General features: G+C 64.0%; 22 protein-coding genes. 15 read left to right on the forward strand and 7 right to left on the reverse strand.

Annotated elements, in window-relative coordinates; translation table 11 throughout:
• Window positions 1-173: 173 nt before the first annotated feature.
• The 7 genes from cyoA to ACR9YP_RS03220 are packed head-to-tail and all read left to right on the forward strand — an operon-like array spanning window position 174 to window position 7,102.
• Window positions 174-1,337 carry a ubiquinol oxidase subunit II gene (gene cyoA, locus ACR9YP_RS03190; protein ID WP_438104070.1) on the forward strand — a complete coding sequence of 388 codons (1,164 nt, stop codon included), beginning with the start codon at window positions 174-176 and terminating at the stop codon, window positions 1,335-1,337.
• A gap of 11 nt (window positions 1,338-1,348) precedes the next feature.
• Window positions 1,349-3,346 (forward strand): cytochrome o ubiquinol oxidase subunit I, encoded by a 1,998-nt coding sequence (gene cyoB / locus ACR9YP_RS03195; protein ID WP_474219004.1) that lies wholly within the window; start codon window positions 1,349-1,351, stop codon window positions 3,344-3,346.
• Window positions 3,347-3,976, forward strand: coding sequence for a cytochrome o ubiquinol oxidase subunit III (gene cyoC, locus ACR9YP_RS03200; protein WP_091893490.1), 630 nt, complete (start codon window positions 3,347-3,349; stop codon window positions 3,974-3,976).
• Entirely contained in the window at window positions 3,973-4,353 is a 381-nt protein-coding gene (gene cyoD / locus ACR9YP_RS03205; RefSeq protein WP_091893488.1) for a cytochrome o ubiquinol oxidase subunit IV, read from the forward strand. The genes cyoC and cyoD overlap by 4 nt, the downstream gene beginning before the upstream one ends.
• Window positions 4,350-5,201, forward strand: a complete 852-nt coding sequence (locus ACR9YP_RS03210) for an SURF1 family protein (RefSeq protein ID WP_438104068.1) — start codon at window positions 4,350-4,352, stop codon at window positions 5,199-5,201. Before cyoD ends, ACR9YP_RS03210 begins: the two co-directional genes overlap by 4 nt.
• On the forward strand, window positions 5,173-6,579 hold the full coding sequence (locus ACR9YP_RS03215) for an ATP-binding protein (protein WP_474219006.1): 1,407 nt from the start codon (window positions 5,173-5,175) through the stop codon (window positions 6,577-6,579). The genes ACR9YP_RS03210 and ACR9YP_RS03215 overlap by 29 nt, the downstream gene beginning before the upstream one ends.
• Window positions 6,569-7,102 (forward strand): response regulator transcription factor, encoded by a 534-nt coding sequence (locus ACR9YP_RS03220; protein WP_091893483.1) that lies wholly within the window; start codon window positions 6,569-6,571, stop codon window positions 7,100-7,102. Before ACR9YP_RS03215 ends, ACR9YP_RS03220 begins: the two co-directional genes overlap by 11 nt.
• Before the next feature lie 263 nt (window positions 7,103-7,365).
• Here the strand turns inward: ACR9YP_RS03220 and ACR9YP_RS03225 are convergent, their stop codons facing one another.
• The 5 genes from ACR9YP_RS03225 to ACR9YP_RS03245 form a co-directional block, all read right to left on the reverse strand.
• Window positions 7,366-8,178 carry a CarD family transcriptional regulator gene (locus ACR9YP_RS03225; RefSeq protein ID WP_091893477.1) on the reverse strand — a complete coding sequence of 271 codons (813 nt, stop codon included), beginning with the start codon at window positions 8,176-8,178 and terminating at the stop codon, window positions 7,366-7,368.
• 345 nt (window positions 8,179-8,523) lie between these two features.
• Window positions 8,524-8,862 (reverse strand): ferredoxin FdxA, encoded by a 339-nt coding sequence (fdxA, locus tag ACR9YP_RS03230; RefSeq protein WP_018643465.1) that lies wholly within the window; start codon window positions 8,860-8,862, stop codon window positions 8,524-8,526.
• Window positions 8,863-8,994: 132 nt separating this feature from the next.
• Window positions 8,995-9,246 (reverse strand): RNA-binding S4 domain-containing protein, encoded by a 252-nt coding sequence (locus ACR9YP_RS03235; protein WP_438110497.1) that lies wholly within the window; start codon window positions 9,244-9,246, stop codon window positions 8,995-8,997.
• 22 nt (window positions 9,247-9,268) lie between these two features.
• Complete coding sequence (locus tag ACR9YP_RS03240; protein WP_474219008.1) at window positions 9,269-12,664, reverse strand: helicase-related protein; 3,396 nt, start codon at window positions 12,662-12,664, stop codon at window positions 9,269-9,271.
• A 729-nt stretch (window positions 12,665-13,393) separates the two neighbouring features.
• Window positions 13,394-14,203: a DUF3108 domain-containing protein gene (locus ACR9YP_RS03245; protein ID WP_438110495.1), complete on the reverse strand. Its 810-nt coding sequence runs from the start codon at window positions 14,201-14,203 to the stop codon at window positions 13,394-13,396.
• A 528-nt stretch (window positions 14,204-14,731) separates the two neighbouring features.
• Here ACR9YP_RS03245 and rpmB point away from each other — a divergent pair.
• The 6 genes from rpmB to ftsZ all read left to right on the forward strand — a co-directional run bounded on the left by rpmB (window position 14,732) and on the right by ftsZ (window position 18,832).
• A complete protein-coding gene (gene rpmB, locus ACR9YP_RS03250; RefSeq protein WP_091893463.1) occupies window positions 14,732-15,040 on the forward strand; it encodes a 50S ribosomal protein L28 in 309 nt (102 codons plus the stop codon).
• A 698-nt stretch (window positions 15,041-15,738) separates the two neighbouring features.
• The gene (locus ACR9YP_RS03255) at window positions 15,739-16,068 is read left to right on the forward strand and encodes a hypothetical protein (protein ID WP_438104062.1); all 330 of its coding nucleotides are present in this window, start codon (window positions 15,739-15,741) and stop codon (window positions 16,066-16,068) included.
• Window positions 16,052-16,525: a hypothetical protein gene (locus ACR9YP_RS03260; protein ID WP_474219009.1), complete on the forward strand. Its 474-nt coding sequence runs from the start codon at window positions 16,052-16,054 to the stop codon at window positions 16,523-16,525. The genes ACR9YP_RS03255 and ACR9YP_RS03260 overlap by 17 nt, the downstream gene beginning before the upstream one ends.
• A 98-nt stretch (window positions 16,526-16,623) precedes the next feature.
• Entirely contained in the window at window positions 16,624-16,932 is a 309-nt protein-coding gene (locus ACR9YP_RS03265) for a hypothetical protein (RefSeq protein WP_438104059.1), read from the forward strand.
• 207 nt (window positions 16,933-17,139) lie between these two features.
• Complete coding sequence (locus ACR9YP_RS03270; protein ID WP_438104058.1) at window positions 17,140-17,526, forward strand: hypothetical protein; 387 nt, start codon at window positions 17,140-17,142, stop codon at window positions 17,524-17,526.
• Window positions 17,527-17,578: 52 nt separating this feature from the next.
• Window positions 17,579-18,832, forward strand: coding sequence for a cell division protein FtsZ (gene ftsZ / locus ACR9YP_RS03275; protein ID WP_438104056.1), 1,254 nt, complete (start codon window positions 17,579-17,581; stop codon window positions 18,830-18,832).
• Between the two features lie 394 nt (window positions 18,833-19,226).
• Here the strand turns inward: ftsZ and ACR9YP_RS03280 are convergent, their stop codons facing one another.
• A complete protein-coding gene (locus tag ACR9YP_RS03280) occupies window positions 19,227-19,907 on the reverse strand; it encodes a hypothetical protein (protein WP_370989507.1) in 681 nt (226 codons plus the stop codon).
• 163 nt (window positions 19,908-20,070) lie between these two features.
• Here ACR9YP_RS03280 and ACR9YP_RS03285 point away from each other — a divergent pair, with 163 nt between their 5' ends.
• On the forward strand, window positions 20,071-21,438 hold the full coding sequence (locus ACR9YP_RS03285; protein ID WP_474219010.1) for a DUF2235 domain-containing protein: 1,368 nt from the start codon (window positions 20,071-20,073) through the stop codon (window positions 21,436-21,438).
• Between the two features lie 242 nt (window positions 21,439-21,680).
• The gene (locus ACR9YP_RS03290; RefSeq protein ID WP_091893446.1) at window positions 21,681-21,932 is read left to right on the forward strand and encodes a PilZ domain-containing protein; all 252 of its coding nucleotides are present in this window, start codon (window positions 21,681-21,683) and stop codon (window positions 21,930-21,932) included.
• Window positions 21,933-22,112: 180 nt separating this feature from the next.
• Here ACR9YP_RS03290 and ACR9YP_RS03295 read toward each other — a convergent pair whose 3' ends face one another.
• The gene (locus ACR9YP_RS03295; protein WP_370989505.1) at window positions 22,113-22,520 is read right to left on the reverse strand and encodes a hypothetical protein; all 408 of its coding nucleotides are present in this window, start codon (window positions 22,518-22,520) and stop codon (window positions 22,113-22,115) included.
• Window positions 22,521-22,663: the final 143 nt, after the last annotated feature.

Raw genomic sequence — 22,663 nt, forward strand, 5'->3', positions numbered from 1 at the left:
CTTAACGTCCTGAAAACCAAAGCCGACCGCCCGGCGCGATGCCGGGCATTCTGGTCCTCTCTGACCCAACATTCCGCACTGCAACATTGGACAAATTGTCCAATGTCCGGATTGTTGCGCCGCAGCTACCCCTTGGCCCCGCAAAGGAAACTCATTCTCATAAGGCTCGGCCCGTGTCCCGTCTCAAGATCCTGGCGCTGCTACCACTGGCAGTTGCGCTCAGCGGCTGCAACTACATCGTGCTGGCGCCCGCCGGCGATATCGCTGCCCAACAGCGCGACCTCGTCATCATCTCCACCGTCCTGATGCTCCTGATCGTCGTCCCCGTGATGGCGCTGACGGTGCTGTTCGCCTGGCGCTACCGCCAGTCCAACAGCTCGGCTCGCTACGAGCCGGAATGGGACCACTCGACCAAGCTCGAGCTGGTGATCTGGTCGGCGCCGCTCTTGATCATCGTCTGCCTGGGCGCACTGACCTGGATGGGCACGCATCTGCTCGACCCCTATCGCACGCTCGGCCGCATCCATGCGGAGCGCGCCGTGGATCAGTCCAAGGCTCCGCTCGAGGTCGACGTCGTCGCGCTCGACTGGAAGTGGCTCTTCATCTATCCGGACTACGGCATCGCCACCGTCAATGAGCTGGCAGCTCCGGTCGATCGTCCGATCACCTTCCGCATCACCGCGTCCTCGGTGATGAACTCGTTCTACATCCCCGCGCTCGCCGGCCAGATCTACGCGATGCCGGGCATGGAGACCAAGCTCCACGCCGTCGTCAATCACACCGGCACCTACAAGGGCTTTTCGGCGAACTATAGCGGCGCCGGCTTTTCCGGCATGCACTTCAACTTCCAGGGCCTCGACGACAAGGGTTTTGACGCCTGGGTTGCCAGCGCCAAGTCGGCCGGCGGCTCGCTCGGCCGCGCTGAATATCTCCAGCTCGAAAAGCCCAGCCAGAACGAACCGGTGCGCCGCTACGGCACCGTCGATTCCGATCTCTACCGGCTGATCCTCAACATGTGCGTCGAGACCGGCAAGATGTGCCAGAGCGAGATGATGGCGATCGACGCCAAGGGCGGCAACGGCCATGAGGGCCTGAACAACACCCTGCCGCTCACTTACGACAAATACGCCCGCCGCGGCACGGTGCTTGGGCCGGAGCCGAGCTTCGTCGCCGGCACCTGCACGCCGGATGCGCCGCAAGGCGCCGCGACCACCGCGTCGATCAAGGCTCCCACCGACACCGCGCCGCTGCTCGGTGCCGGCCTGAAGCGGCCGAGCTTCGCGCCGCTGAAGTCCTCGTCCTTCTTCCTCGGACAGCGTCCGAAGTCAGACTCCTAAAGAGATCCCGCATGTCTCCTGATCTTCTCAAGCTCATCTTCGGCCGGCTCGGCTTCGAATCGCTGCCGCTGCACGAGCCGATCGTCGTCGGCACCTTCGCGGTGGTCGCGCTCGGCGGCGCCGCACTGCTCGGCGGCCTCACCTATTTCCGCCTCTGGGGCTATCTCTGGCGCGAGTGGTTCACCACGGTGGACCACAAGCGCATCGGCATCATGTACATGATCCTCGGCATCGTGATGCTGCTGCGCGGCTTTGCCGACGCACTGATGATGCGCGGCCAGCAGATGCTCGCCTTTGGCGGCTCCGAAGGCTATCTCAACGCCCATCACTACGATCAGGTCTTCACTGCCCACGGCGTGATCATGATCTTCTTCGTGGCGATGCCGCTGGTCACGGGCCTGATGAACTACGTCGTGCCGCTCCAGATCGGCGCGCGCGACGTGTCGTTTCCTTTCCTGAACAATTTCAGCTTCTGGATGACGGTCGGCGGCGCGGTGCTGGTGATGGCCTCGCTGTTCATCGGCGAATTCGCCCGCACCGGCTGGCTGGCTTATCCGCCGCTGTCGAACATCGGCTACAGTCCCGACGTCGGCGTCGACTATTACATCTGGGCGCTGCAGGTCGCCGGCGTCGGCACGACGTTATCCGGCATCAACCTGATCTGCACCATCGTCAAGCTGCGCTGCCCCGGCATGACCATGATGAAGATGCCGGTGTTCACCTGGACCTCGCTCTGCACCAACGTCTTGATCGTCGCCTCCTTCCCGGTCCTGACCGTCGTGCTCGCGCTGCTCTCGCTCGACCGCTATGTCGGCACCAACTTCTTCACGAACGATTTCGGCGGCAGCCCGATGATGTACGTGAACCTGATCTGGATCTGGGGCCATCCCGAGGTCTACATCCTGGTTCTCCCCGCCTTCGGCATCTTCTCGGAGGTCACCTCGACCTTCTCCGGCAAGCGGCTGTTCGGCTACACCTCGATGGTCTACGCCACGGTCGTCATCACCATCCTGTCGTACCTGGTCTGGCTGCACCACTTCTTCACGATGGGCTCGGGCGCCAGCGTCAACTCGTTCTTCGGCATCACCACGATGATCATCTCGATTCCGACGGGCGCGAAGATGTTCAACTGGCTGTTCACGATGTATCGCGGTCGCATCCGTTACGAGCTGCCGATGATGTGGACGATCGCCTTCATGCTGACCTTCGTGATCGGCGGCATGACCGGCGTGCTGCTCGCGGTGCCGCCGGCCGACTTCGTCCTGCACAACAGCCTGTTCCTGATCGCGCACTTCCACAACGTGATCATCGGCGGCGTGGTGTTCGGCGCCTTCGCCGGCATCAACTACTGGTTCCCGAAGGCGTTCGGCTTCAAGCTCGATCCGTTCTGGGGCAAGATGTCGTTCTGGTTCTGGGTCACCGGCTTCTACCTCGCCTTCATGCCGCTCTACGTGCTCGGCCTGATGGGCGTGACCCGGCGCCTGCGCGTGTTCGATGATCCGTCCTTGCAGATCTGGTTCATCATCGCCGCGATCGGTGCCGTCTTCATCTTCATCGGGATTCTCTCGATGCTGATGCAGTTCGCGGTCAGCCTCCTCAAGCGCGAGCAGCTCGAGGACGTCACCGGCGATCCCTGGGATGCGCGCACGCTGGAATGGGCGACCTCCTCGCCCCCGCCGGACTACAACTTCGCCTTCACGCCCGTCGTGCACGACAACGACGCGTGGTGGGACATGAAGAAGCGCGGCTACCAGCGTCCGCTCACCGGCTTCAGGCCGATCCACATGCCGAGCAGCACCGGCACCGGCATCATCCTCGCCGGTCTTGCCACCGCGATGGGATTTGGCCTGATCTGGTACATCTGGTGGCTGGCCGCCGCGAGCTTCATCGCGATGCTCGCCGTCGGCATCGGTCACACCTTCAACTATCACCGCGACTTCGACATTCCGGCTGAAGACGTCATCCGGACCGAGGACGCGCGCACCAAACTGCTCGCCGGAGCCAAGTAAATGACTGTCGCGATCAATCCCTCGCAGACCGGCGAGCCGGTCTTCTACCTCGCCGACGAGCACCCGCATCCGGAAGGCTGGAGCACCTCGCTCGGCTTCTGGATCTATCTGATGAGCGACTGCCTCATCTTCGCGATCCTGTTCGCCACCTTCGGCGTGCTCGGCGGCAACTATGCCGCCGGTCCCGCGCCAAAGGATCTGTTCGACCTCGACCTGGTCGCGGTGAACACCTCGATGCTGCTGCTGTCGTCGATCACCTATGGCTTTGCCATGCTGACGATGCAGCAGAACAAGGTTGCCCAGACCCAGATGTGGCTGGCGATCACCGGCCTGTTCGGCCTCGCCTTCATCGGCATCGAGCTCACCGAGTTCGCCCACATGATCCATGAAGGCGCAACGCCGCAGCGCAGCGCCTTCCTGTCCGCCTTCTTCACTTTGGTCGGCACCCACGGTCTGCACGTCTCTTGCGGCCTGATCTGGCTGGTGACGCTGATGGTGCAGGTTTGGAAGTTCGGCCTGATCGAGGCCAACCGCCGCCGCCTGATGTGCCTGTCGATGTTCTGGCACTTCCTCGACGTGGTCTGGATCGGCGTCTTCACCTTCGTCTATCTCCTGGGAGTTCTGCGATGAACACCGATACTCACGCCGCCCACGCCGACGATCATCACCACGGCGACAGCCACGCCCACGGCACGTTCTCGACCTACATGCTCGGCTTCGTGCTCTCGGTCGTGCTGACCGCGATCCCGTTCTGGCTGGTGATGAGCGGTGCGCTGCCGAGCAAGCAGATCACCGCGCTCGTCATTATGGCCTTCGCGGTCGTGCAGATCGTCGTGCATATGATCTACTTCCTGCACATGAACACGACGTCCGAGAACGGCTGGAGCATGATGGCGCTGATCTTCACCATCGTCATGGTGGTGATCGCGCTGTCCGGTTCGCTGTGGGTGATGAACCACCTCAACAGCAACATGATGCCGATCCATCAGATGACGGGCATGAAGTGAGCGAACCCCGGACCGTGACGGGCAAGGCAAGCGGGACGCGCGGCAAGGCTGCGCGATCCCCGTCCCTGTGGCTCACGGTCCTCTCGCTGACGGCGATTACCCTTCTGATTGCGCTTGGCGTCTGGCAGATCGAGCGCCGCGCCTGGAAATTGGCGCTGATCGACCGCGTCGAGCAGCGCGTTCATGCCCCGGCGGTGCCGATCCCCTCGGCCGCTGCGTGGCCCACGATCAGCGCCGCGAACGACGAATACAGGCATGTCAGCGTCACCGGCCATTTCCTGCATGACCGCGAGACGCTGGTTCAAGCCGTCACCGAGGAAGGCCCCGGTTATTGGGTGCTGACGCCGCTCAAGCGTGACGACGGCACGGAGGTCCTGATCAACCGCGGCTTCGTGCCGTCCGAGCGGCGCGACGCATCGACGCGCCGGAACGGCAATCCCGACGGCCCGGTCGAGATCACCGGCCTGTTGCGCATGACAGAGCCGAAGGGCGGATTCCTGCGGAACAACGTGCCCCAGCACAACCGCTGGTACTCGCGGGATGTCGCCGCGATCGCAGCGGCACGCGGCCTCCACGAGGTCGCGCCCTTTTTCGTGGATGCCGACGCCGGATCACAAATTGCCGGCGGTCCGATCGGCGGATTGACCGTGATCCGCTTTCCCAATAACCACCTGATCTACGCGCTGACGTGGTTTGCCCTGGCCTTCATGCTGGTCGGCAGGCTTTTCGTCACATTCGGCGGCGGGCTGTTCCGCCGCAAACGCTTCGTCCATGAACCGGCCGGCGGCTCCGATGCCGCTGCCCGCAGGACGGGATCAGATGCTGGAACGATCGTCGAGCCGACCTGACGACGCAAAGTCGAGTCCCCGGACGCTTGCCCATGGCGGCGAGCTGGCCGTGACGCTGCAGTCGCAGGCGGACGCGCGCGGCGAGTTGATCGGCACTGCTCCCACCGACGACGAGACCAACCGCAAGAACATGGCGCTGCTGATCCAGCTGCGCTGGACCGCGGTGGTCGGCCAGATCGTGACCATCGGCGTCGTGCATTTTGGCCTGGGTATTGTCTTGCCGTTGGAACGGATGGGCGCGGTGATCGGCGCGCTGGTGCTGCTCAACGTCTCCAGCCTGGTCTGGGTGCGCCATCGCGCGGCGATCACCAACAATGAGCTTTTGGTCGCGCTGATGCTCGACGTCGCCGCGCTGACCGCGCAGCTCTTCCTCTCTGGCGGCGCCACCAACCCCTTCACCTCGTTGTTCCTGCTCCAGGTGACGCTGGGCGCGGTGCTGCTCGACGCCCGCTCGACCTGGTCGCTGGTGGCACTGACTTGCGCGAGTTTTGTGTGGCTGACGCTCGCTTACCGGCCGCTCGACCTGCCGCCAAATCCCATCAGCGAGACCTACAGCCTCACCGTGACAGGCATGCTGCTGGGCTTCGTTCTCAACGCCGTGCTGCTGGTGGTGTTCGTCACCCGCATCAACAGGAATTTGCGCGAGCGCGACGCGCATCTGGCGGCGCTGCGCCAGCATGCGGCCGAGCAGGATCACATCGTGCGCATGGGCCTGCTCGCCTCCGGCGCGGCCCATGAGCTCGGCACCCCGCTGGCCTCGCTCTCGGTGATCCTCAGCGACTGGCGCCGCATGCCCGATCTCGCCGCCGATCAGGAACTCGCCGAAGATCTCGCGGAGATGGAAACCTCGCTGCAACGCTGCAAATCGATCGTCACGGGCATCCTGGTGTCGGCGGGCGAAGCGCGCGGCGAAGGCTCCTCGCCGACGACGGTGACGGCCTTTGTCACTGCACTGGTGGAGGAATGGCGCGATGCGCGCTCGGCGCGCACGCTCTACTTCGTCAATACGTTCGGCGAGGACGTCGCGATCGTCTCCGACGTCGCGCTGAAGCAGGTGATCTTCAACGTGCTCGACAATGCCTACGAGGTCTCGCGGGAATGGGTCGAGCTCGTCGCCGAGCGCGAGGGCGACAATCTCGTGCTGGCGATCAGCGACCGTGGCCCGGGCTTTGCGCCGGAGATGCTGGCGCAGCTCGGAAAGCCCTATCAGTCGAGCAAGGGTCGTGCCGGCGGCGGGCTCGGCCTGTTCCTGGTGGTGAACGTGGTGCGCAAGTTGGGGGGCAGCGTGACCGCCGAGAACCACAGGAAGCGCGGCGCCACCGTTCGCCTCACGCTGCCGCTCGCAACGCTTGCGATCGGAGGGAATTTTGACGCCTGACCGCTCGCTCATCGTCGTCGAGGACGATGCCGGCTTCGCCCGCACGCTGAAACGCTCGTTCGAGCGCCGCGGCTACGAGGTCGTGCTGGCCGCCTCGATCGAGGAGGTGCGCCAAGTGCTGGAGGAGCGATCCTTCGGCCATGCCGTGGTCGACCTCAAGCTCGGCGGCGCCTCCGGGCTTGCCTGCGTCGAGCTCCTGCACACGCATGATCCCGACATGCTGATCGTGGTGCTGACCGGCTTTGCCAGCATCTCCACCGCCGTCGAGGCCATCAAGCTGGGGGCCTGCCACTATCTGGCGAAGCCGTCGAACACCGACGACATCGAGGCCGCCTTCAACAAGGCCGAAGGCAACGCCGAGGTCGCGCTCGACACCCGGCCGACATCGATCAAGACGCTGGAATGGGAGCGCATCCACCAGACCCTGATCGAGACGGATTTCAACATCTCGGAGGCGGCACGGCGGCTCGGCATGCATCGGCGCACGCTGGCGCGGAAGCTGGAGAAACGGCCGGTGAAGTGAGGCGAAGGCCGGGACCCATAACCACAGTGAGTAGTTTGGCGCGAGATGATCATTGGTAGTCTTTGCCAAATGCAATTCGGTGGTTATGGGTGCCGGCCTTCGCCGGGACGACACCGCATTTCTTGAACCGGCTTCGCTCCCATTCTCTCCTCGTTGTTCTGGACCAGCGAGCACCGATCCAGTATCTCCGCGCGAGTGCAGACCCAAACAAAAAGCCCGGCCAAACGGCCGGGCTTTTGATCTCTTGCAATCGACTGAGGCGCTTACGCGGCCTCGTCGGCGACGGTGGTGTCGTCGCCATCGGTATCGTCGGTATCGCCCTCGGCATCCGAATCGGCTTCGCCGTCGGCGGCTTCCGCCTTGGCGTTGGCGCGGCGCGGGCTCTTGGCGAGCTGGGCCTCGATCTCCTTGACCGCTTCGGTCTCGGTCGAGTGCTGCACCACCGCGATCTCGCGGGACAGACGATCGAGCGCCGCTTCATAGAGCTGGCGTTCGCTGTAGGACTGCTCCGGCTGCGACTCCGAGCGGTAGAGGTCGCGCACGACTTCCGCGATCGCGACGATGTCGCCCGAATTGATCTTTGCTTCGTATTCCTGGGCGCGGCGCGACCACATGGTGCGCTTGACGCGGGCGCGGCCCTTAAGTGTCTCCAGCGCCTTCTTGACCAGCGCCGGATCGGACAGCTTGCGCATGCCGACATTGGCGACCTTGGCGGTCGGAACGCGCAGCGTCATCTTGTCCTTGATGAAGTTGATGACGAACAGCTCGAGCTTGGCACCGGCGATCTCCTGCTCCTCGATGGCCAGGATCTGGCCGACGCCGTGAGCGGGATAGACGACGAATTCGTTGGCCTTGAAGCCCTGACGCTGCGTCACGACCTTCTTTTCCTCGACCTTCGGCGCAGCAGCGGGCTTGGCGGCCGGCTTGGCAGCGGCAGGAGCCTTGGCATGAGCAGCAGCAACGGGAGCCTTCGGCGCGGCGGGCTTGGCAGCGTGAGCCTTCGCAGGATGAGCCTTGGCAGCAGCAGGCTTGGCAACGGTCGCTTTCGCGGCCGGTTTGGCAGTCTTGTTAGGCATTGCGCTTCTTTTGTTCTTCGAGGACTTTGCAGCCGGCGCCTTCGTCGCGGTCCGACCCTTGGATGCGCTACGGCTGGCCGCGGCGACTTTTTTGGCCTCCTTATGGGAAGCCCTCGCTGAAGTACTCTTTTTACGCGTTTTCTGTGACACAGCCTGCGCGCGGAAAACTGCCACGCCCCTGTTCGACATTTGGTTTCACGGGAACCCAGAGGGGCCAACGGGGCTGACGGGGTTCGGCTTAATGTGCCCAATATAGCACATTTCCCGCAAAAATCAATGATTTAGGGGTCTTGAGGGCTGGTTTTCGGCGGCAACGCCGCTAATAGGGTTAAGTTTGGGCCCTAATTAGTCTCCCGAGCCCGGGTTCGGAGAAAAATATTTCTCGAACTTGCCTTCCATGCCGTCGAATTCCTTGGCATCGGCGGGTGATTCTTTCTTCTGGGTGATGTTCGGCCAGCTCTTGGCGTAGTCGGCGTTGACCTGGAGCCACTTTTCCAGACCCGGTTCCGTGTCCGGCTTGATGGCGTCGGCGGGGCATTCCGGCTCGCACACGCCGCAGTCGATGCACTCGTCGGGATGGATGACGAGCATGTTGTCACCCTCGTAGAAACAGTCGACCGGGCAGACCTCGACGCAGTCGGTGTACTTGCACTTGATGCAGTTTTCAGTGACGACGTAAGTCATCCAACGCTCCGAAAAGCTCTTTTAAAAGTCGCGGCTTGCGTAGCGCGGATGGCCCGGCGCTGCAAGGTCGGCAACAGCCGATCATGACACTTGTGTGCGTTTGATCGGCCAAGAAATGAATACCAAGCGCAATTAATTGCGCTCGCCGAGCTCTTCGTAGAGCGCGCGGGCCGAGGCGGCATCGCCGCGGCGTTCGTTGAAGGCGGTGACCTTCAAGACGCGCACGGTGCGATCGAGCGCGATGGTGAGGACATCGCCGAGCTTGATCGCATGCCCCGGCGATGTCTCGCGTGCGCCGTTGACGCGAACGTGGCCGGTGACGACCAGTTCAGCGGCGGAGGTGCGCGCCTTCACCACGCGGGCGTGCCACAGCCATTTGTCGATGCGCTGCCGCTCGGTCGTAAGATTACTCCTTCCGGCCGGACAGCTGTTCTTTCAGCGCGGCGAGTTTTGCGAAGGGCGAGTTCGGATCGACCGGACGATCGCGTTCGCGCGGGTTCGCGCTGGAGGCATAGGGACGCAGCGACGGACCGGACTCACGGTCGCGACGGTCGCGGCCCTTGTCGCGGTCGCGGCCACGATGCTCGCGACCACCGTCGCGATCGCCGGGCTTACCCTTGTTGCGATCGCGGTCCTTGCCCTGGAAGCTGCGATTCCTATCCTCGCGGCGATCACCGCCCTCGCCACCTTCACGCGGCTTGCGAAAATCCTTAGCCCCATCGCGGCGATGACCACCATGACGATGGCGCTCGCCGCGTTTCTCGCCGTCGGCTGACTGCGCTGCTTCGCCCGGCGCGGCCGTGGCGCCCTCTGCAGCCGCCTGCGGGCGGTGATGATGACGCTGATGGCGATGGCGCTCGTGGCGCGGCTTGCGGTCCTCATGACGGCCGCCGGGACGCCAGACCTCGACGAGCTCGGGCTCGGCCGGCGTCGCCGCAGCCTCAGATGCCGCAGCCTCAGGCGCGGCAGCGTCAGGCGATGCGGCAGCTTCCGTTGCCGCGGTCTCGGCGGCGGCGGCTTCGAGGCCGGCAGCCTCCGCCGGCGCAGCGGTCTCTTCCACCGGCGGCGCGATGCCGGGGGCATCTTCAGGCGTGACGGGAGCCTCGGGCGAAGCTTCCAGCGCCGGCTCCGCGGGCGCCGCCTCGTCCTGCGGCTCCACGCCGGGCGCGTCTTCGACGGTGACGGGTTCAGCGGCGGCATCCGTGGATGCCTCTGCAGGCAGACCCGCAACGGCCTCCGCCGCGGTCTCGATCTCGGTTTCGGTCGAGGTCTCCGCGCTGCCCTCGACGGGCGGCGTCTCTGCCGCGACGGTCTCGGTCACCACAGGCTTTTGCGGCAGCGGCGGACGCTTCTCCATGCGATAGCCGAGCGCGCGCAGCACGGACGCAAAATCCTCGCCGGCCGATCCCGTGAGCGAGGTCATCGCCTGCGTCACCACGAAGCTGCGGCCGTCGAACGCGCCGGCGGGCTTTTCGCCGGGCGAGTTCTCGCGCCAGGCCAGCGCCGGGCGGATCAGATCGGCAAGCCGCTCCAAAATGTCGACGCGCACGGCGCGCTCGCCGGCCTGCTTGTAGCCGAGCACGCGATAGGCATCGCGCGGCAGCTGCTTGTCGACCGGGAACGAGGTGCGGCCCGACGATGCCAGATGCTGCGCGCCCGAGAGCGCGGAGAGATCGACATTGTCCTGCTTCAGCGCCCACAAGAGCGCGGCGAGCGCGCGCGCGGCGGGCTTGAGCAGGCCGGGGAAATAGATGTGATAGGCGCCGAAGCGGACGCCATATTTGCGCAGGACCGCGCGCGAAGGCTGATCGAGATCCTTCAGCTCGTTCGCGATTCTGGGACGCTCGAGCACGCCGAGCGCCTCGACCAGCTGATAGGCGATGCCGCGGGCGATGCCGGTGACATCCTCGGCCTTCGACAGCTCGAACATCGGCCCGAGCAGCTTTTCGATATGCGTCTTGAGCCAGAGCTCGAGCCGCGCCTGCACTTTTTCACGCGGCGCCCCAGTCAATCTCTCGTCGGAGATGATCCGGATGCGCGGATGCAGCGCGTCGTCTGCGGCGGACAGCCGCGCCACGGCATCGCCGGTCCAACGGATCATGCCTTCCGAGGTCAGCACGAACTGCTCGTCCGGCGCGTTGCCCAGCTTCTCGGCGCGCGTGTTGATCTCGCCGGCGAGCACCGCTTGCGCTGCAGCCTGCAAGGCTTTCGCATCGGAGCCGGCTTCCGCCACGTCCGGTGCAAAGGTGAAGCCGTCGAGGCGGCCGATGACATGGCCTTCGACGATGACTTCGCCGGTCTTGCCGATTTCAGTATTCAAGCTCGTGTTCTCCCGCAGGCGGCGCATCAATACACTGGTCCGACGATCAACGAAACGCTCAGTCAAGCGTTCATGGAGCGCATCCGATAATTTATTTTCGACCTCCCGCGCGATCCCCTGCCAGCGTTCGGGGTCTTTCAGCCAGTCCGGGCGGTTGGCGACGAAGGTCCAGGTGCGAATCTGCGCGATCCGGGCCGACAGCGTGTCGATGTCGCCGTCGGTGCGGTCGGCCTGGTCGACCTGGGCGGCAAACCAGGCATCGGGGACGCATCCCTTCTGCATCAGGAAGCCGTAGAGCGTCGTCACCAGCTCGGCATGGGCGGCGGGCGACAGCTTTCGGTAATCGGGGACCTGGCAGGCCTCCCAGAGGCGTTCCACGGCGTCTTTGCCATGCGCGATATCGCGCACCTCGCCGTCGCGGGCGGCGTGGTCGAGCACGCGCATGTCCTCGGCAACAGGCGCGCGCGTCAGCGCCTCATGGCCCGGGGCTAGGTTCAACGACACCTGGAGCGCGCCGAGCGAGGAGAAATCCAGCTTCGAGTTGCGCCATTGCAGCATCTTCACGGCGTCGAAGGTATGGTTCTGCAGCGCGTTGACGAGCTCGGGCTCGAACGGCGCGCAGCGGCCGGTGGTGCCGAAGGTGCCGTTGCGCGTGGCGCGGCCGGCGCGGCCGGCGACCTGCGCGAACTCGGCCGGGGTGAGGCGGCGGAACTGGTAGCCGTCGAACTTCCGGTCGGAGGCGAAGGCGACGTGGTCGACGTCGAGATTGAGGCCCATGCCGACCGCGTCGGTGGCGACGAGATAATCGACGTCGCCGTTCTGGAACATCGCCACTTGCGCGTTTCGGGTGCGCGGCGACAGCGAGCCCAGCACCACGGCGGCGCCGCCATGCTGGCGGCGGATCAGCTCGGCGATGGCGTAGACCTCGTCGGCGGAGAAGGCGACGATGGCGGTACGGCGCGGCTGGCGCGTGATCTTGCGGTCGCCGGCGAATTCGAGGCTGGAGAGGCGCGGCCGCGTGATCATGGACACGCCCGGCAACAGCCGCTCGATGATCGGGCGCATCGTGGCAGCGCCGAGCAGCAGCGTCTCGTCGCGGCCGCGGCGGTTGAGGATGCGGTCGGTGAAGACGTGGCCGCGTTCGAGGTCCGAAGCGATCTGGACCTCGTCGATGGCGAGGAACGAGACATCAAGGTCGCGCGGCATCGCCTCGACGGTCGAGACCCAATAGCGCGGCTTCTTCGGCTTGATCTTCTCCTCGCCGGTGACGAGCGCGACGCTCTCCGGCCCCGCGCGATCGGCGATCTTGTTGTAGACCTCGCGCGCAAGCAGACGCAGCGGCAGGCCGATCATGCCGGAGGGATGCGCCAGCATCCGCTCGATGGCGAGATGGGTCTTGCCGGTGTTGGTCGGCCCGAGCACTGCAGTGACGCCGGCGCCGGGCGCGCGCTCGGAAGCGAAGGGGGAGGGAGAGAAAGCCATATCCAGGGATTAGGTAGTGGCGATTTGGGCGAATGTCAGTGCCGTTTTGGGGCGGGAGCGCGAAGCGCTTGAAAGTCACCTCGCCCCGCTTGCGGGGAGAGGTCGGCGCGAAGCGCCGGGTGAGGGGGCTCTCCGCGAGTCGAACTGTCTCCGTTTTCGCGGATGCAGCCCCTCACCCCAACCCTCTCCCCGTAAGAACGGGGAGAGGGAGAAGAGAGAGCTCCCCAAACCTCGCGCAACTGTCTCACTTTGCGACGCTTTTCCCGTTAGCCTTAAGCTTCGGAACGACTCTAGAACGAATCGCGGCCGAATCGCTGACTCCCTGATGAGTCCTGTTCCGTTCACGCAACATGTCGCGGGACTCGTATTGGTTGCGCACTAGATGGAGTTTTGCCCGATCGCACAAGCGACGTTTCGGTGGCGGGTTTCTTAAAATTGGGGATGGCGCGGAGTCGAATCAGAATCGGGCGGGAGTCAAATGGATTCCCGTCTCGCCGGCCTGCCAAAACAAAAAGTGCGAAAACAACCCCATGCACAGTAGCATGCCATTGAATTTACACACTTTCTTACCCTCCCCTGGAGGGGGAGGGTAGGCGCACATGGAGCGCAGCGAAATGCGCGACGGGGTGGGGTGATCTCTCCCCACGGGCACTGTTCGTGCGGAGAGATCACCCCACCCCGCTCGCGCTACGCGCGATCGACCCTCCCCCTCCAGGGGAGGGTGAAGGCTTACTGCGTCTTCGCCACGCGTGGCGGCTGGGGAGAGGTGATGAAGCTGGTCGCTTCCAGCATGGCCGGCCCCAGCGGCGTCGGCACTTTCAGCCAGAACGGGACCAGGATGCGCGTGCCCGCCACCGGCGCAAACGCGATCTCGATGTTGCGCTGGGCGGCGAGATATTTGATCACGGGGCGATCGGGGATGTAGCCGGCCACAGGCACGAAATAGAGCGCGCAGACCACGACCGGGCCCCTATAGCCCTTCTCGGCCTTGACGCTCTCCATGCGCTTGAAATCGAGCTTGAGATCGTAGCGCATGCGGCCGTCGAACACGGGCGCTGCGTTGTGGCAAGCCTCTGGCGAGACCGGATCGCCGGTGCCGGGCACGCGCAGCAGCGAGGCCGTCATCGGGTCCCAGACGCCGCGGCGATGCGCCTCGGTGACGACGATGCGGTCCGGATCGACCGGCGGCTCCGGCAGGATCGCGAACTCCTTCACATTGCCCTTGTCGAGCGTGATGCGGATCTCTTCGGTCTTCTTCGAGGTGGTGGTGGAGGCCTGGTAGCCGGTCGCAACCAGCGCGCCGTTGACGACGCGGCCCTGCGAGGCGCCGGTGCCGGACCCGCCGGTGAACGACTTCAAGATCCCGGTGGTGCCGCCGGAGGCCGCGGCCGCGAACACGTCGTCCTGGATGTCGATGTTCCAGGCGCCCCTGCCGACGGGAATGCCCGCCAGCGACGCCTCATATTGCGCCTCGAGCTTGCCCTGCGCCGCCACGGGCTCGGCCGCCCACGCCAAGGCGAGGCCGCACAGGGCCGCCAGGGCCAGCTGGCCGGCAGAGCGCCGCCGGGGCGAAACGGGGGACGAGGTGGGCACGAAGCTTTCCAATCGGGGCGCCAATCGATGCGTTACTTAAGCCGAAATCGGCGGTAGGCAATGCGTCCGGGCGCGCAGGCGCGGAACTCCACCGGATTCTTCCGGCGCGATTACGCCCTTTATGTGATGGTAAGGCGTTCCGATCATTGCCGTTTTGGTGATTGGGGCGCCGCGGGCTCGAACACCTCTCCCCACCCCCTCCGCTGTCATGCCCCGGCTTGACCGGGGCATCCAGTACGCCGCGGCCCCTCTGGTCAACCACAGCCGTCTCGGAGTACTGGATCGCCCGCCTGCGCGGGCGATGATACCGCGGGTGGGCATTGCGCCGGGCACGAAACCCACCCCAAATCCTTGACTACCCGCCCCTTCCCCCCTATACGTCCGCCCGCTCCCTGCAAGGACAGAGAATTCGCCCCCGTGGCGCCCAGAATGGCGGCCGCAACTCGTTGGGGGTTTAGGATAAGGATTTTTGCCATGTCTCGCCGCTGCGAACTGACGGCCAAGGGCCCCCTCGTCGGCCACAAGGTCAGCCACTCCAACATCAAGACCAAGCGCCGCTTCCTGCCGAACCTCGTCAACGTGACGTTCATCTCGGAAGCCCTCGGCCGCAACGTGCGCCTGCGCGTCTCCACCACCGCGGTGAAGAGCGTCGACCACAATGGCGGCCTCGATGCCTTCCTGCTCAAGGCCAAGACCGACGCCCTCTCCCCGCGCGCCCTCGAGCTGAAGCGCGCCATCCAGAAAAAGGTCGGCGACACCGCGCCGGTCAAGAAGGCCAGCTAAGTTTTTCAGAATTGGGCGGGGGCTAAGTTGCGTCGCGTGGCGTAGGCTTAGCCAGTTGCGTTTTGCGTTACGGCCGGATCGGAAGATCCGGCCGCTTTTGTTTGTGGGGGTGATGAGGTCCTGAGCGGTAATTAAATGCTCCTCGCATTGAGATAGTTGAAAACCTGACGCAACTTTTCCGCGCATGCTTGACACCTAACGCGTCTGTAGCCAGCGTCATGCAGATCAACTACAGCTAGATCCACCACGCGCGCCTGCCGAGCCCATTTCTTAGAGAGGTCGAGGCGCTGCTTGGGGCAGGCGTTCTCGAGGTGGTGATAGCATCACCAACTCTGGCACAAGGCCTAAACCTCAATGCAGCAGTCCTTCTGATACCAACGCTATATAGATCGGGAGTGCCACTCACGGGCGAAGAATTCGCAAATGTTGCAGGACGAGCGGGACGAGCATTTGTTGATCTTGATGGTCTCGTACTCCACGTAATGTTCGAGCCCGAGAGTTGGCGCTTGGATGTTTGGGCTCGCCTGATCAACTCGTCGAAAGCTCGATCTCTCGCGAGCGGAATTGTTAGCGTCGTAAACGAAGTCATGGCTAGGTTGGCCAGAACAGGCGTATTCGGCCGACATGACGCGATGGAGTTTCTGGCGAATTCTCAGAGTGCATGGTTCCCTCCGGATCAACCAAACGATACCGAGAGCATGGTCAGTTTGATCGAACGCCTCGATGCGACTGTACTCGGCCTGGTCGAAGCGCTGGATAGCAATAGCGATGAACTTCCCAAACTCCTCGATGCTGCTCTGACTAGCTCTCTCTGGTCTCGGCAAATCGCCCGACTTGCAGCCGAAACCAAGGGGCATCAGCTTTGGATCATGGAAGCGCGCTCGCGGCTCATCTGGAACAAATCGACTGCTCAGCAGAGGCGTAGCCAATTTGCAATGGGAATCGGTCTGGATTCTGGCTTGGCAATCGAATTGGTCGCCGATGGGCTTACTTCGCTTACCGCGAAGCTCTATGGCGATGCTAGTTAGAGCCGGGCTACCTTCACGCATCGCAGCGCGCGAGGCCATAGAGCAGACGCAGCCCATCTTCTCGAATCTTTCTGAGATGAATTCCTGGCTTGAGTCAAACGAAGTTATCGCTCTGACAGATCAGCCAAACTTTCCGACGCCAGAGACCTCAGCAATTTGGAAGCAATTCCGAACCGAAGCGCTGTCTTCACCGATACAGCGGTGGAACGAGCAACGCTGGACTTTGGAACTTGCTCCTCCAACATGGTTCAACGCTAAACTTCCTGCTCGCGTATATGTGGACGAATCGACCGGAAGAGTCTCGATCACCTCGCCCGACTATCGCGAGATAGTTGGCGTTAAACAAAAGCTCTCCAATCCAATCCCTGCACTTATGCAAGTTAACTTTGAAGCCAACGCGAACACGGTCACTATTAAGCGCTTGGGCAGAGGAAAGGCAAGTTGGCATAGCTCGTGACGGCGGAGGGTTCAATGCACCGATGCCTGCCTTCGAATTACAGGTCGACGACCTCGCAGAGTTGATGAGAGGCTGGCGGCTGATGGCTCTGAATTCCCGTGCAGGCCAACAAGATCGTCACGAAGACATCAACCAACCTCCGCAAATCCGCTATTCTCGCCCCGGTAGCATCACCCGGAAGCGCATCCCATGGAGCACGCAGCCAAACCCGACCCAAAAAGCTTCGTCATCTGCTGGGACGGCACCGCGACGAGATCTCGGAGAGCATCTCCAACCTCCTGAAGCTCGATCGCTGCCTGCGCAAGCCCGGCAAGACGCAGCCGCGGCAGATGCTGCCCTACGATCCCGGGATCGGCACGCTGACGACACTCGTAAACGGCGCCTCTCGCGCGTTAACCGTCCATTAACCAACGCAGCCTAGCCTGCGGCAATCGTCCAGCCATCATTAGCTCGAAATGCCTTCCCGGTTCGCTCCAGGAGAAGCGCCGATGTGCGTTGAGTTGTTGACGTATGCCGATCTCAGTGCCCGCCTCGCTATCTCGCGAGAGGCCGCGCGTTCGCTGGCGAGACGCCGCCGGTGGCCGCGCTCGCGGTCGGAGGACGGCAAGGCGCTGGTGAGCGTTGATTTCTCCGAGCTCCGCTACACACCCCGCCCGCGACGCGGCCGCCGGGCAGACCCGATCGATGCCTCCCTGGCCAAGATCGAGGCCTTCAAGATCGCGGCCTTCAAGGCGGAGGTCGCATGGCTCGAAATGGTGGCAGCCAACACAAGGGCCGATTTCGAGCGCGAGCGCGAGCGCGCCGATCGCCTCACGATCGAGCTGATGCAGGCGGCCGCCGAGACGATGGCTGCCAATGCGTGGGCGGCACGACTGGAAGACGAAGTGGCGGACTTGCGGACCGGTCGCCGGGCTGGCGGCGCGATCGCGGGGCACGCCGCGCGTCGATTGGGACATCTGGCCGCTGCGATCGTGCAAGCAGACCGCGCGGCCTGCAGGTAGCACGCGATACTCATCTCCATCCCCGGCATGCCGGAGCAATCACGAGGGAAGCATGACTGGCATCACCGATATCCACGAAATGAAGGCCCGCATCGTCGTGTTCGGGGTCGGCGGCGCCGGCGGCAATGCGGTCAACAACATGATCACGGCCGGGCTGCAAGGCGTCGAGTTCGTGGTCGCCAATACCGACGCGCAGGCGCTGGCCATGTCGAAGGCGAGGCACCTGATCCAGCTCGGCACAAAGGTAACCGCAGGCCTCGGCGCCGGCTCGCAGCCGGAATTGGGACGCGCCGCAGCCGAAGAGGCGATCGATACGATCCGCGATCAATTGACCGGCGCACACATGGTGTTCGTGACGGCCGGCATGGGCGGCGGCACCGGCACCGGGGCTGCCCCCATCGTCGCCAGGGCCGCGCGCGAGCTCGGCATTCTCACGATCGGCGTGGTCACCAAGCCGTTCTACTTCGAGGGCCAGCGCCGCATGCGCTTTGCCGAAGCCGGCATCGAGGAGTTGCTGAAGACGGTCGACACCCTCTTGATCATCCCGAACCAGAACCTGTTCCGGGTGGCCAGCGACAAGACCACATTCGCCGACGCCTTCGCCCTTGCCGACCAGGTGCTCTATTCGGGCGTGGCCTGCATCAGCGACCTCATCGTCAAGGAAGGCCTGATCAATCTCGATTTCGCCGACGTCCTCTCCGTCATGAAGGAGAAGGGCAAGGCCATGATGGGACGGGGCGAGGCGTCCGGCGAGAAGCGCGTGCTCGCCGCCGCCGTGGCCGCGATCTCCAATCCATTGATCGAGAATCCCTCGATCAAGCGCGCCAGTGGCCTCATCATCTCCATCACCGGCGGCAAGGATCTCATGCTGTACGAGGTCGACGAAGCCGCGACCCGCATTCGCGACGAGGCCGACCCGGACGCCAACATCATCGTCGGCGCGTCGTTTGACGACAGCCTCGAAGGCATCGTCCGCGTCTCGGTGGTGGCGACCGGCATCGATAATCTCGACCCCGCAATTCAGGCGCAACCAGTGGAAACCGCCCTCACCCAGCTCGCCGGCCGGCTGCGCAACGACGGCCGGCGCATCGCCGATCGCATCGAGCGCAGTGCACCCCTTGCGCAAGTGGAAAGCCCGCCGCTGCGCCCGCACCACCCCGTGGGGCCACCGGCAAGGCCGAGCCTGGAACATGCACGCCACGCCGCCGACCGGCCGCTCGATCCTTACGGCCGCACCGCTGCGCGCAACGCGCCCGACGAGGCCGTTCTCGATATCCCCGCCTTCCTGCGCCGCGCCGCCAACTGAGCGGTGGCGAGAGGGGAGTTACTCGTTGCAATGCCGGATATGGACCGCTGCTACGCGGCTCCAAAGCGCGATGAAATCAGGTTCGGCCGGAGGTCCACCTCTCCCCAGCGGGGAGAGGTCGGATTGCTATGGCGCGCAATTGCGCGCCTGAGCAATCCGGGTGAGGGGCCGCGGCGCTCAGTGAGCCCGCATCCCCTCACCCGGATCGCATCTTTCGATGCGTATCACCCTCTCCCCTTGTGGGAGAGGGTGGCTTCGCGATAGCGAAGCCGGGTGAGGGGTTCTCTCCGCGCGCGAAGCTATTGCAGTGAGTTCGAGGAGAGATACCCCTCATCCGGCGCTGCGCGCCACCTTCTCCCACAAGGGGAGAAGGGAAAGCAGCCACCTGCCAACTTCACGCGGCCGTGCTGCGCGGGCTCTCCGCTGTTTCCTTCTTGTCCGTCTCCTTGTCGCGAGACAGCCATGCTGGAAAACGAAGCAGGCGTTCGTTGCTGTCTTTCGGCAGCTCGATGGGCGGCGCTTCATTGGCCGAACTCGGCAGGTCCAGCGCGACGTGGCCTGTTCGCACCGCATCCGCGCGCTGATCCAGTTCGCGCAACAGGGGATCGAGCACGCTGTCGATTTCGGTCGCCACCGACACCAGGAAACTGTTGAGCTCGCGCGCCTCGGGCACGACTGCCGCAGCCGACTCGATCGCCTTGGAGAGACCATCGACGACGGGTGCAAACGCGCCGGCGGCTTGCTTGACTCGCGTTTTGATCGCTTCGATCTCGCACAAGACGCGCTCACGCTCCCGCCTTTTCTTCTCTTCCGAAAGGCGGGCTTCGATTTCGGCGATCTGGGCCGTCAGGGTCGTGGCTTCGGATGCGAGTGCATCGCGTCTTCCGCGCGCGCGATCGAGATCGCGGCTGAGATTGTCCACTAAGTCGTCCTTTCCAAACATGGCTTTGCTCCGTACGACAGCCGTTTTGGTCTGTAGGACGGCCTTGGCGCGAACCGCCAGCCTGGCAAGCGAACGAAAGGCTGGATCGGCCGAAACAGGCATCAATTTCGGTCGCGTCACATGGGCCGACATGGTGATCCCCCACTCGTCCACATTAGGCGACGGCATGGTTAACAAGTTGTTAATGTCAACAGGTGAGAGATGGGGCAAAATGCCGGCGACGCCGCCTTCGGCTGCTCGCCGCCGTCCATTTCCGCTATACTCGCCCCGGTAGCATCACCTCGAGGCGCATCCCATGGAACCCGCCCACACCACCAAGCCAGAGCCGAAGAACATCGTCATCTGCTGTGACGGCACCGGCAACGAGATCTCGGAGAACATCTCCAACGTCCTGAAGCTCTATCGCTGCCTGCGCAAGACCGACAAGACGCAGCCGCGGCAGATGGTGTTTTACGATCCCGGGGTCGGCACGGTGACGGAGCCGACGACGTGGAATCGCTGGAAGGCCAATATCAACCTGGTGCTGGGGCTCGCCACCGGCTACGGGCTCGATGACAACGTGCTGTCAGCCTATTGCTTCCTGGTTCAGCATTATGCGCCGGGCGACAAGATTTATTTGTTCGGCTTCTCGCGCGGGGCCTATACCGTGCGGGTGCTGGCGGGGCTGATCCACAAGGTCGGGCTGATCTCGCCGGAGCAGGTGAACCTCGCAGGCAGCGGCCTCATCGCCTACAAGCAATATTCCGGCACCGGGCGCGGCAACGACATCGAGGACCTCACGGATATCGCGACCGACGAGAGCGGGCCGCTGCCGAAGGACCAATTCGATCTCGCCGCGCAGTTCGCGCGCATCACCTCGACGCGCTGGCCGACCATCCACTTCATCGGCGTCTGGGATACGGTGGCGAGCGTGATCGTGCCGCGCGCCGACCGGCTGTATTGGCCGAGCTTCGAGGAGCTCGCCTTCACGCTGCGCAATCCGAGCGTCAAGATCTTCCGCCAGGCGGTCGCGATCGACGAGCGGCGCTGCATGTTCCGCCTGAAGCAATACAGGGAGCCGCAGGAGTTCTGGAGCAACCGCTATGTGCCGGACGAGAAGAAGGTGCCGCAGGACATTCTGCAGGTGTGGTTCGCCGGCGTGCACAGCGACGTCGGCGGCGGCTATCCGGAGGCGGAGAGCGGGGAGTCGAAATATCCGCTGATCTGGATGATCGAGGAGGCCGCGAAGGCGGGGCTGAACTTCAACCCGCGCACCGTGAACCAGCTCGCCTTCGGCATCCAGCGCAAGAACTCACCGTTCAGCTATGTCGCGCCCGCCTTCACCGGCAAGACCGGCGTGCTGCACAACTCCATGACGGCGGGCTGGCGGCTGCTGGAGTATTTGCCGAAGAGCGCGAAGTACAAGGAATGGCCGGAGCGGAAGGTGGCGCTCGGCTTCTACATTCCCGACAGCGAGCCGCGCGTCATCCCCGAAGGCGCGCATGTGCATGAGAGCGTGGTGAAGCGGATGGCGGTGGAGCCGGACTATCGGCCGGTGAATCTGCCGAAGGATTTTGTGACGGTGCCGATGCCGGTGGGGCCGCATGGGGGAGACGATGCGGGCACACTGCTACCCTCCCCTGGAGGGGGAGGGTCGGATCACATGGAGCGGAGCGAAATGTGAGACGGGGTGGGGTGACGGCCTCTCCGCATCGAACACTGCCCGAGTGGAGAGATCACCCCACCCCGCTCGCGCTTCGCGCGATCGACCCTCCCCCTCCAGGGGAGGGTGGCACCCCGCTACCGCCGCTTTCTGCAGTCGCTGCAGCTTTTCATTAAAATTCTCCGCCCTGCCTTAGCGGGATCGCATCATCTCTCTTCCATCATCGCCTCCGATCACCGCGAGACAGCGGAGCTGGAGGAGACGTGCCGCACTATCCGCGCAAATATGCCCGCGTGAAGCCTTCGGGGCTGGTGTCGCGCCAGGCCAAGATCATCACCGACCCGCGCGCGCCCGTGATTCCCTGCACGCTGATCGACTATTCGCCCGGCGGGGCCTGCGTCGATCTCGGCGGACAGGTGAGCATCCCCGATCGGTTCGAGCTGTTGCACGTCAACACCAAGAAGCGCTGCCGCATCGCCTGGAAGCGCGGGACGCGGGTGGGCGTGGTGTTTTAGGGGCTGCGTGCTTACCCTCCCCTGGAGGGGGAGGGTCGGCTCATGTTGAGCGAAGCGAGACATGAGACGGGGTGGGGTGAAGGTCTCTCCACTTCGCACGCTGCCCGTGGGGAGAGATCACCCCACCCCGCTCGCGCTTTGCGCGATCGACCCTCCCCCTCCAGGGGAGGGTCAGAAAGCCTACTTCCGCATCCTGGCCTTCGCGCCCGCGACGATCTGCATGGCGACGCCGGCGGACCAGCCGAAGAGAGCAAGCCAGGCGAAGTTGATGTGCGGATCGAGCCTCAGCACGATGACGGCGACGGAGGCGAGCGCGGTGAGCGTGGCGCAGAGCGTGCCGGCCGAGCTCAGAAATTCCGCAGCGTCGATGGCGTTGTGCGCGTCGTCGAAGGGCATTTGCGGCGTATCGATGCCGAGATAGAAGCCGATGAAGCCGAGCACCATCATCACCAGCAGGAAGCCCTGCGTGGTGAGCGAGGAGATCGCCGATCCCACATAGGCGCCGACGAACAATCCGCACGCCGCCCCCGCCATCGCAAGACCCACGCGCTCGAACACATGGGCAGTTTTGCGAACACCAAAACGCATGGCCGGCCTCCGTGAGGCGTTGAGGAGACAGGTTAGGCCAGTTTTGGGGTGCGTGGAAGGCGAGGAGTTTTACGGATGCGTGAGGTTACTCCCTCTCCCCGTTCTTACGGGGAGAGGGTTGGGGTGAGGGGCCTCTCTCCCCA

Source organism: Bradyrhizobium sp. BR14999 (assembly GCF_056106085.1).

Bases quoted from the DNA above. Each gene is read 5' to 3' on its own strand.
- cyoB (WP_474219004.1), top strand. From the start codon at position 1,349: ATGTCTCCTGATCTTCTCAAGCTCATCTTCGGCCGGCTCGGCTTCGAA.
- cyoC (WP_091893490.1), top strand. From the start codon at position 3,347: ATGACTGTCGCGATCAATCCCTCGCAGACCGGCGAGCCGGTCTTCTAC.
- cyoD (WP_091893488.1), top strand. From the start codon at position 3,973: ATGAACACCGATACTCACGCCGCCCACGCCGACGATCATCACCACGGC.
- ACR9YP_RS03215 (WP_474219006.1), top strand. From the start codon at position 5,173: ATGCTGGAACGATCGTCGAGCCGACCTGACGACGCAAAGTCGAGTCCC.
- ACR9YP_RS03225 (WP_091893477.1), bottom strand. From the start codon at position 8,178: ATGCCTAACAAGACTGCCAAACCGGCCGCGAAAGCGACCGTTGCCAAG.
- fdxA (WP_018643465.1), bottom strand. From the start codon at position 8,862: ATGACTTACGTCGTCACTGAAAACTGCATCAAGTGCAAGTACACCGAC.
- ACR9YP_RS03240 (WP_474219008.1), bottom strand. From the start codon at position 12,664: ATGGCTTTCTCTCCCTCCCCCTTCGCTTCCGAGCGCGCGCCCGGCGCC.
- rpmB (WP_091893463.1), top strand. From the start codon at position 14,732: ATGTCTCGCCGCTGCGAACTGACGGCCAAGGGCCCCCTCGTCGGCCAC.
- ACR9YP_RS03255 (WP_438104062.1), top strand. From the start codon at position 15,739: ATGGTCAGTTTGATCGAACGCCTCGATGCGACTGTACTCGGCCTGGTC.
- ACR9YP_RS03260 (WP_474219009.1), top strand. From the start codon at position 16,052: ATGGCGATGCTAGTTAGAGCCGGGCTACCTTCACGCATCGCAGCGCGC.
- ftsZ (WP_438104056.1), top strand. From the start codon at position 17,579: ATGACTGGCATCACCGATATCCACGAAATGAAGGCCCGCATCGTCGTG.
- ACR9YP_RS03280 (WP_370989507.1), bottom strand. From the start codon at position 19,907: ATGTCGGCCCATGTGACGCGACCGAAATTGATGCCTGTTTCGGCCGAT.
- ACR9YP_RS03285 (WP_474219010.1), top strand. From the start codon at position 20,071: ATGGAACCCGCCCACACCACCAAGCCAGAGCCGAAGAACATCGTCATC.
- ACR9YP_RS03295 (WP_370989505.1), bottom strand. From the start codon at position 22,520: ATGCGTTTTGGTGTTCGCAAAACTGCCCATGTGTTCGAGCGCGTGGGT.